This is a genomic window from Sphingomonas sp., from assembly GCF_031380695.1.
In the GTDB taxonomy this organism is placed as follows: Bacteria; Pseudomonadota; Alphaproteobacteria; order Sphingomonadales; family Sphingomonadaceae; genus Sphingomicrobium.
The window spans coordinates 1-5,585 of the sequence record NZ_JANMWY010000215.1 but is presented as its reverse complement, the minus strand read 5'-3'; the positions used below and the strand labels follow the sequence as shown (position 1 = coordinate 5,585).

The 5,585-nt window shown below is 66.6% G+C and carries 9 protein-coding genes and 1 pseudogene; 2 read left to right on the top strand and 8 right to left on the bottom strand.

Going from position 1 to position 5,585, the window contains the following annotated elements; genetic code table 11:
- Positions 1-343 (top strand): isoaspartyl peptidase/L-asparaginase (locus RMN84_RS07860; RefSeq protein ID WP_309611622.1); only part of this gene is annotated, 343 nt, incomplete at its 5' end.
- Here the strand turns inward: RMN84_RS07860 and RMN84_RS07855 are convergent.
- The 6 genes from RMN84_RS07855 to RMN84_RS07830 are packed head-to-tail and all read right to left on the bottom strand — an operon-like array spanning position 319 to position 4,248.
- Positions 319-1,458: a GNAT family N-acetyltransferase gene (locus RMN84_RS07855; RefSeq protein WP_309611621.1), complete on the bottom strand. Its 1,140-nt coding sequence runs from the start codon at positions 1,456-1,458 to the stop codon at positions 319-321. The genes RMN84_RS07860 and RMN84_RS07855 overlap by 25 nt on opposite strands.
- Complete coding sequence (locus RMN84_RS07850) at positions 1,445-2,155, bottom strand: glycerophosphodiester phosphodiesterase family protein (RefSeq protein WP_309611620.1); 711 nt, start codon at positions 2,153-2,155, stop codon at positions 1,445-1,447. The genes RMN84_RS07855 and RMN84_RS07850 overlap by 14 nt, the downstream gene beginning before the upstream one ends.
- Positions 2,130-2,591 carry a RidA family protein gene (locus tag RMN84_RS07845; RefSeq protein ID WP_309611619.1) on the bottom strand — a complete coding sequence of 154 codons (462 nt, stop codon included), beginning with the start codon at positions 2,589-2,591 and terminating at the stop codon, positions 2,130-2,132. The genes RMN84_RS07850 and RMN84_RS07845 overlap by 26 nt, the downstream gene beginning before the upstream one ends.
- A 33-nt stretch (positions 2,592-2,624) precedes the next feature.
- Positions 2,625-3,362, bottom strand: a complete 738-nt coding sequence (locus tag RMN84_RS07840) for an SDR family NAD(P)-dependent oxidoreductase (RefSeq protein WP_309611618.1) — start codon at positions 3,360-3,362, stop codon at positions 2,625-2,627.
- Positions 3,359-3,982, bottom strand: a complete 624-nt coding sequence (locus RMN84_RS07835) for an HAD family hydrolase (RefSeq protein WP_309611617.1) — start codon at positions 3,980-3,982, stop codon at positions 3,359-3,361. Before RMN84_RS07835 ends, RMN84_RS07840 begins: the two co-directional genes overlap by 4 nt.
- Entirely contained in the window at positions 3,979-4,248 is a 270-nt protein-coding gene (locus RMN84_RS07830; protein WP_309611616.1) for a DUF3572 family protein, read from the bottom strand. The genes RMN84_RS07835 and RMN84_RS07830 overlap by 4 nt, the downstream gene beginning before the upstream one ends.
- A 52-nt stretch (positions 4,249-4,300) precedes the next feature.
- Here RMN84_RS07830 and RMN84_RS07825 point away from each other — a divergent pair.
- Positions 4,301-4,648 (top strand): annotated as a pseudogene (locus RMN84_RS07825) (response regulator); the annotation flags it as partial.
- A 117-nt stretch (positions 4,649-4,765) separates the two neighbouring features.
- Here RMN84_RS07825 and rpmG read toward each other — a convergent pair.
- Positions 4,766-4,933 (bottom strand): 50S ribosomal protein L33, encoded by a 168-nt coding sequence (rpmG, locus tag RMN84_RS07820; protein WP_309611615.1) that lies wholly within the window; start codon positions 4,931-4,933, stop codon positions 4,766-4,768.
- 108 nt (positions 4,934-5,041) lie between these two features.
- A partial coding sequence (locus RMN84_RS07815; protein ID WP_309611614.1) for a DUF2083 domain-containing protein occupies positions 5,042-5,585 on the bottom strand: 544 nt, incomplete at its 5' end.

Genomic DNA, 5,585 nt, shown 5'->3' with positions numbered 1-5,585 from the left:
CAAGCGCTGGGGCCGGATCGGCGACTCGCCGCTAATCGGCGCGGGCACTTACGCCGATGACCGCGCTGCCGCCGTATCGGCCACCGGCCTGGGCGAGGCGTTCATCCGCGCGGTGGCGGCGCATGAACTGGCGGCGCGCATTCGGCTGACGGGCGCGGGACTGCAGGAGGCGCTCGATGCGGTGCTGGCCGATATCGCTGCGCTGGGCGGCAGCGGCGGTCTGATCGCGGTCGCGCCGTCGGGCGAGGCGGCGTGGGGATTCACGACGCCAGGAATGTATCGTGGCCGGGCGAGCGCCGCCGGCCGCGAGGTCGCAGTCTATTCCGAATCGGTCGAGCGGTAAGGCAGCATTCCGCGCAATACGCCCATTTCGGATGCAATCGCCCGCCGCTCTCCGTCGAGAAAGGTCGCCACCGCCTCGCGAAAGCCGCGATCGGGAAGGAAATGGGCGGAGTGGGTCAGCACCGGCTCATAGCCCCTCGCCAGCTTATGCTCGCCCTGCGCCCCGGCCTGGACCGAGGCCAGGCCATGCGCGATGGCCCATTCGATTGCCTGATAATAGCTTAGCTCGAAGTGGAGGAAGGGCACTTCCTCGCTGCACCCCCAGTAGCGACCGTAGACCGTATCCTTGCCGACGAGGTTGAGCGCGCCTGCAATCGGCTGACCGTCGCGGAGTGCGAGCAGCAGCAGCACCGCATCGCCGAGCGCGGCACCGAGCCCTGCGAAGAACGCGCGCGTGAGATAGGGTCGGCCCCACTTGCGGCTGCCCGTGTCCTGGTAGAAATGCCACATCGCGTCCCACTGCGAAGGCCCGATCTCGCCACCACGAAGGGCGAGAAACTCCAGCCCCTCGCGCGCCGTCGCCCGTTCCTTGCGGATCGCCTTGCGCTTGCGACTGGCGAGCGCGGCAAGGAAATCGTCGAAGCTCGCGTAGTCGCGATTTTGCCAGTGATACTGGATGCCCTCCCGCAGCAGCCACCCCGCCGCCTCGAACCCCGCTACTTCCTGCGGCGCGATGAAGGTCGCGTGAGCCGACGACAGGCCATTGTTGCGCGTCACTGCCTCCGCCGCTGCGATCAGCGAGACTGAGCGATCGCCCAGCATCCGCCGCCCCGGCACCGGCGTAAACGGCACCGCCATCTGCAGCTTGGGATAATAGTTTCCGCCCGCCCGCTGCCACGCGTCGGCCCAGCCATGATCGAATACATATTCGCCCTGGCTATGCGCCTTCAGATAGGCCGACGCGGCGGCGGCGAGCGCGCCATCCGCGCCGTCGATCAGCAGCGGGACGGGCGTCCAGCCGCTGTGCCGCCCGACGCTCTGCGAATCCTCGAGCAGGGTCAGGAACGCGTGCGACGTGAAGGGGTCGTGCCCGGCAAGCGCATCCCACTCGGCGGCGGCGATAGAGCCCACCGACGGTGCGATTCGCGCAAGGATGGATTGGTCACGGTCGGCCATCGGCTTCCCAGATCGCCGCGTCGGCGTGACGAGCGGCGAGCGTCCGCAACTCGCGCGTCTTCACCGTCCAGCTATAAACCGGCATCCGGCGACGAATGCGCGCCAGCCACGACGCCCCGAGCGCGGTGGTTTCGACGGCGAGGAAGTCGGGGTCAGCGAGGCGCATTGCGGTCCAACGCCTGAAGACGGACAAATTGCCCTTCATGACGAGGCCGCGACGGATCGAAGGCCGGTTGGTTCTGAGCCAGCGCGCCAAGCGAGGATCGAAGCTCATCACGCCGAGCCGGCCACGGTATGAGCCAACCGCCCGCACCAGCGCCGGTCCAAATCGCCACAAATCGCCGTCGACCTTCGCCTCGATCAGCAGCGGTATGCGTCCGTCGACAAGGGCGAGGAGGCTGGCCAATGTCGGGATCGGCTGATCACCCACGCGCAAATGGGCAAGCTCAGCGAGAGTCGAATCGCCGATTACGGCCAGATCGTCGCACAATCGCGACCCATCCGAGTCGTGAAAAACGATGAGCTGGTCGTCCTTCGTCAGCCGAACATCGCATTCGATTCCCGCGCCAATCTCCAGCGCCGCAGCGAAGGCGGTCGGCGTGTTTTCGCCAATGCCGTCTAGCCGATGGACGCCACGGTGGGCAAAGCCATGCGGACCCGGCGCGAGCGGGTCAGGCGCGGATCGCGACGATCGCATCCACTTCGACCGCAACGCCGAGCGGCAGGGCGGCGACGCCGACCGCCGAGCGAGCATGTTTGCCCGCCTCCCCGAATACCGCGACCATCAGCTCGCTTGCCCCGTTGGCGACCTTGGGCTGGTCGGTGAAATCGGACGTCGAATTGACGAACACGCCGAGCTTGACGATCCGCTCGACCCGGTCGAGCGAACCGAGCGCGACCTTCATCTGGGCGAGCAGCATCACGCCGCACCGTTTGGCCGCCGCAATCCCCGCCTCGACATCGAGATCGTCGCCAAGCCGCCCCTTGATCAGCCCGCCGTGCTCGTCGAACGAAATCTGGCCCGAGATATGAAGCATGCCCCCCGCTTCGACGGTGGGCACATAGGCAGCGACCGGTGCGGCGGCTTGCGGCAGGGTGAGGCCGAGTTCGGCGAGGCGTTGGTCGATTCTCATGGCGCTCGCCTCAACACCTCGCACGCGCTGCGGTCAAGCCTCCGGACGGTGAACCGCGAACCCGGCCCAGCTCTGGTTGACTGGCATCAGCTCGAGGGCGTTGATGTTGAGATGCGGCGGCAGGGTCGCCACCCAGTGGATTGTCCTCGCAATATCCTCCGCCGTCATCGGCTCTGTCCCAGCGTAGAAGGCATCCGACGCCGCCTGGTCGCCGCCGTTGCGCACTACCGTGAACTCCGTCTCGACCATGCCCGGCTCGATCGACGTCAGCCGCACCCCGGTCCCCTGTAGATCACCGCGCAGGCCGAGGGTAAACTGGCGGACGAAAGCCTTTGTCCCGGCATAGTTGCAACCGCCGCGATAGGGGTAGGTCGCGGCGACCGACGAGAGGTTGATGATTGCCCCCTTGCGCCCGATGAGGTTGGGCAGCACCGCCCGGGTCAGCGTCACCAGCCCGATGACATTGGTCTCGATCATGCCGAGGATGGGGTCCAGTTCTGCGTCCTGCAACGGATCGGCCTTTGTCGCGTAGCCGGCATTGTTGACCAGCAGGTCGATCGGCGGGAGCCCGGCGGCGAAGGCTTCGAGCGCCGCTCGATGGCGCATGTCGACTGCATGCGGCGTCAAGGCTCTGCCGAGCTCGGCCGCCAAGGCGTCGAGCCGATCTTCGCGTCGCCCGGTGCCGATGACGTGCCAGCCATCGGCGACGAACAGGCGCGCGCATGCCTCGCCGATGCCCGCCGTCACGCCGGTGATCAATGCCGTCTTCACGTCGCCGGTCCTTCCTCGAACTTAGCCAATATCCACTCGGTCGCCGTCGGCCAGTCGTCGATTCGTACATGCGCCGCTTCGGGCGTGGCGACGTTCGGAGCGAGCCGGGGTTCGGCGACCATGTGCAGCCGCCACACCTCGGGCGCATGCTTCGCCACCGACTGGTGGTGCATGTGGAGGTCGTCGACGAACACCGTCACGCTCGGCGAATGGCGCTCGACGATCGCCCGCGCCGGCACGCCCTTGCCGCCCGAATTGCAGATCACTTCATAGTGGATGCCATGCGTCGCGAGCTGGGCGACGCGCAGCGGCTGGGCGTCCTCGCCGAGATTGGTCAGGACGACGATGTCCGCCACCTCGCCAATTCGCTTCAGCGCCTCGATCGCGCCCGGGACCGGCGTCTGGCGATGCATCTCCTCGCGGAAGAAGCGCCACAGCAGCTCCCACACCCGCTCGTCGGGCAGGGTCTCGCCACTCGGCACATGGGTCAGCGCCTCGGCGAACTGGCCGGTCTCGAACGCGAAGTGGACGTCGTGCGTCTCGGCCAGCCATTCCTGAAAATGGGACACCATGTGCAGTAGCACTTCGTCGCAATCGGTGATCAGGAGGGGCCGGGTCATGCGGTGAGCCCCGCTCGCGCCGCGACCAGCCGCGCCGGGGTCACGCCGACATCTTCGGCCACCGCGACCAGGTCCGGCTCATGGCTCTCGAGAAAATCGAGCAGCGCGCCGAGCAGGCTTGGCTCTTCGGCACGGCGGCGAAGCTCATCGGCGTCGAGCCCGGTCAGCGCCAGGAACCGCTCGGCCCGGCGCGGTTCGCCCAGTGTCGCCGCGAGCGCGCGAAGGAGCAATTCGGCGGCGGCGTCGTTTGTCGCATGCGCGATCATCGCTTATCAGCGCCCCTGTCGTTCTTGGGTTCGGGAAATTCGATTGGCCAGAATATTGATTGTCGAGGACAACGCGCTCAACATCAAGTTGTTCTGCGACCTGCTGACGGCGCACGGGCATGAAACGAAGGCCGTGACCGACAGCCGGGAGGCGCTCGATATGGCGCGCGCCTTTTTGCCCGACCTGGTGATCACCGACATCCAGCTGCCGCATGTCAGCGGGATCGAGCTGATCGGCCTGCTGCGCAAGGACGAGCAATTGAAGTCGGTCCCGGTGATGGCGGTCACCGCTTACTCGGCCAGTGGCGACGAGGAGCGGATCCGCTCGGCGGGGGCGCAGGCCTATGTGTCAAAGCCGATCTCCGTGGCCCGTTTCGCGCAAACCGTTGCCGATCTGCTGGCTGCTCCGCCAGAGTATGTCATGAGCGCCGAGACGGAAACGGGCGTCGCCGCAGTTGCGGAGACGCCCGGTAAGCAAGCGGATCCCGGCTTGCCACCGGGATGACCCTCTAGCGGGTCACTTGATTTTGGCTTCCTTGAACTCGACATGCTTGCGCACGACCGGGTCGTACTTGCGGAACGACATTTTCTCCGTCGTGTTGCGCGGGTTCTTCTTGGTTACGTAGAAGAAGCCGGTGTCGGCGGAACTGACTTGCTTGATCTTGACGGTTGCCGGCTGGGCCATCGGACTGGTCCCAACGTATTAAAAATGGATGAGCGGCCGCGATGGGCCGCCCGAACGCCGCCCCAATGACTGGCGAGGCTGTTTTTGTCAAGCCGACGAGCGGGCCGATCAGCCAGGCAAGAACGGGTAGGGCGAGATGGTCTTGCGATTCTCCTCGACCGCCAGTGCGCGCCCGGCCGGGGCGGTCGCCCGCTGGGGGCATTCCATCCGCGGACAGATGGCGCACGCGGGGCCGATCGGGGTGATCGGCGGGTTGGCCAGATCGAGCCCCTCCGCACAGTGCAGCTGCTCGGCATATTTGAGCTCGCAGCCGAGCCCGACCGCGAGCAGCCCGTCCGACAGGAGATCGGGACGAATCGGGCGCTCGATCGTCCGCGAGATGGTGAAGTAGCGCTGCCCGTCGGGCGTCTCGATCACCTGGCTGATCGCCTTGCCCGCATTCTGGAAGGCGGCGTGGAGGTTCCACCGCGGGCAGGTCCCACCAAAGCGCGAAAAGGGGAAACTGTTGCCGGCATAGCGCTTCGAGATATTGCCCGCCGCGTCGACCCGAATCATGAAGAAGGGCACGCCCCGCGCACCGGGCCGTCCGAGCGTCGTCAGCCGGTGCGCGACCTGTTCGACATTCGCGCCATATTCGCCGCATAGCCGGTCG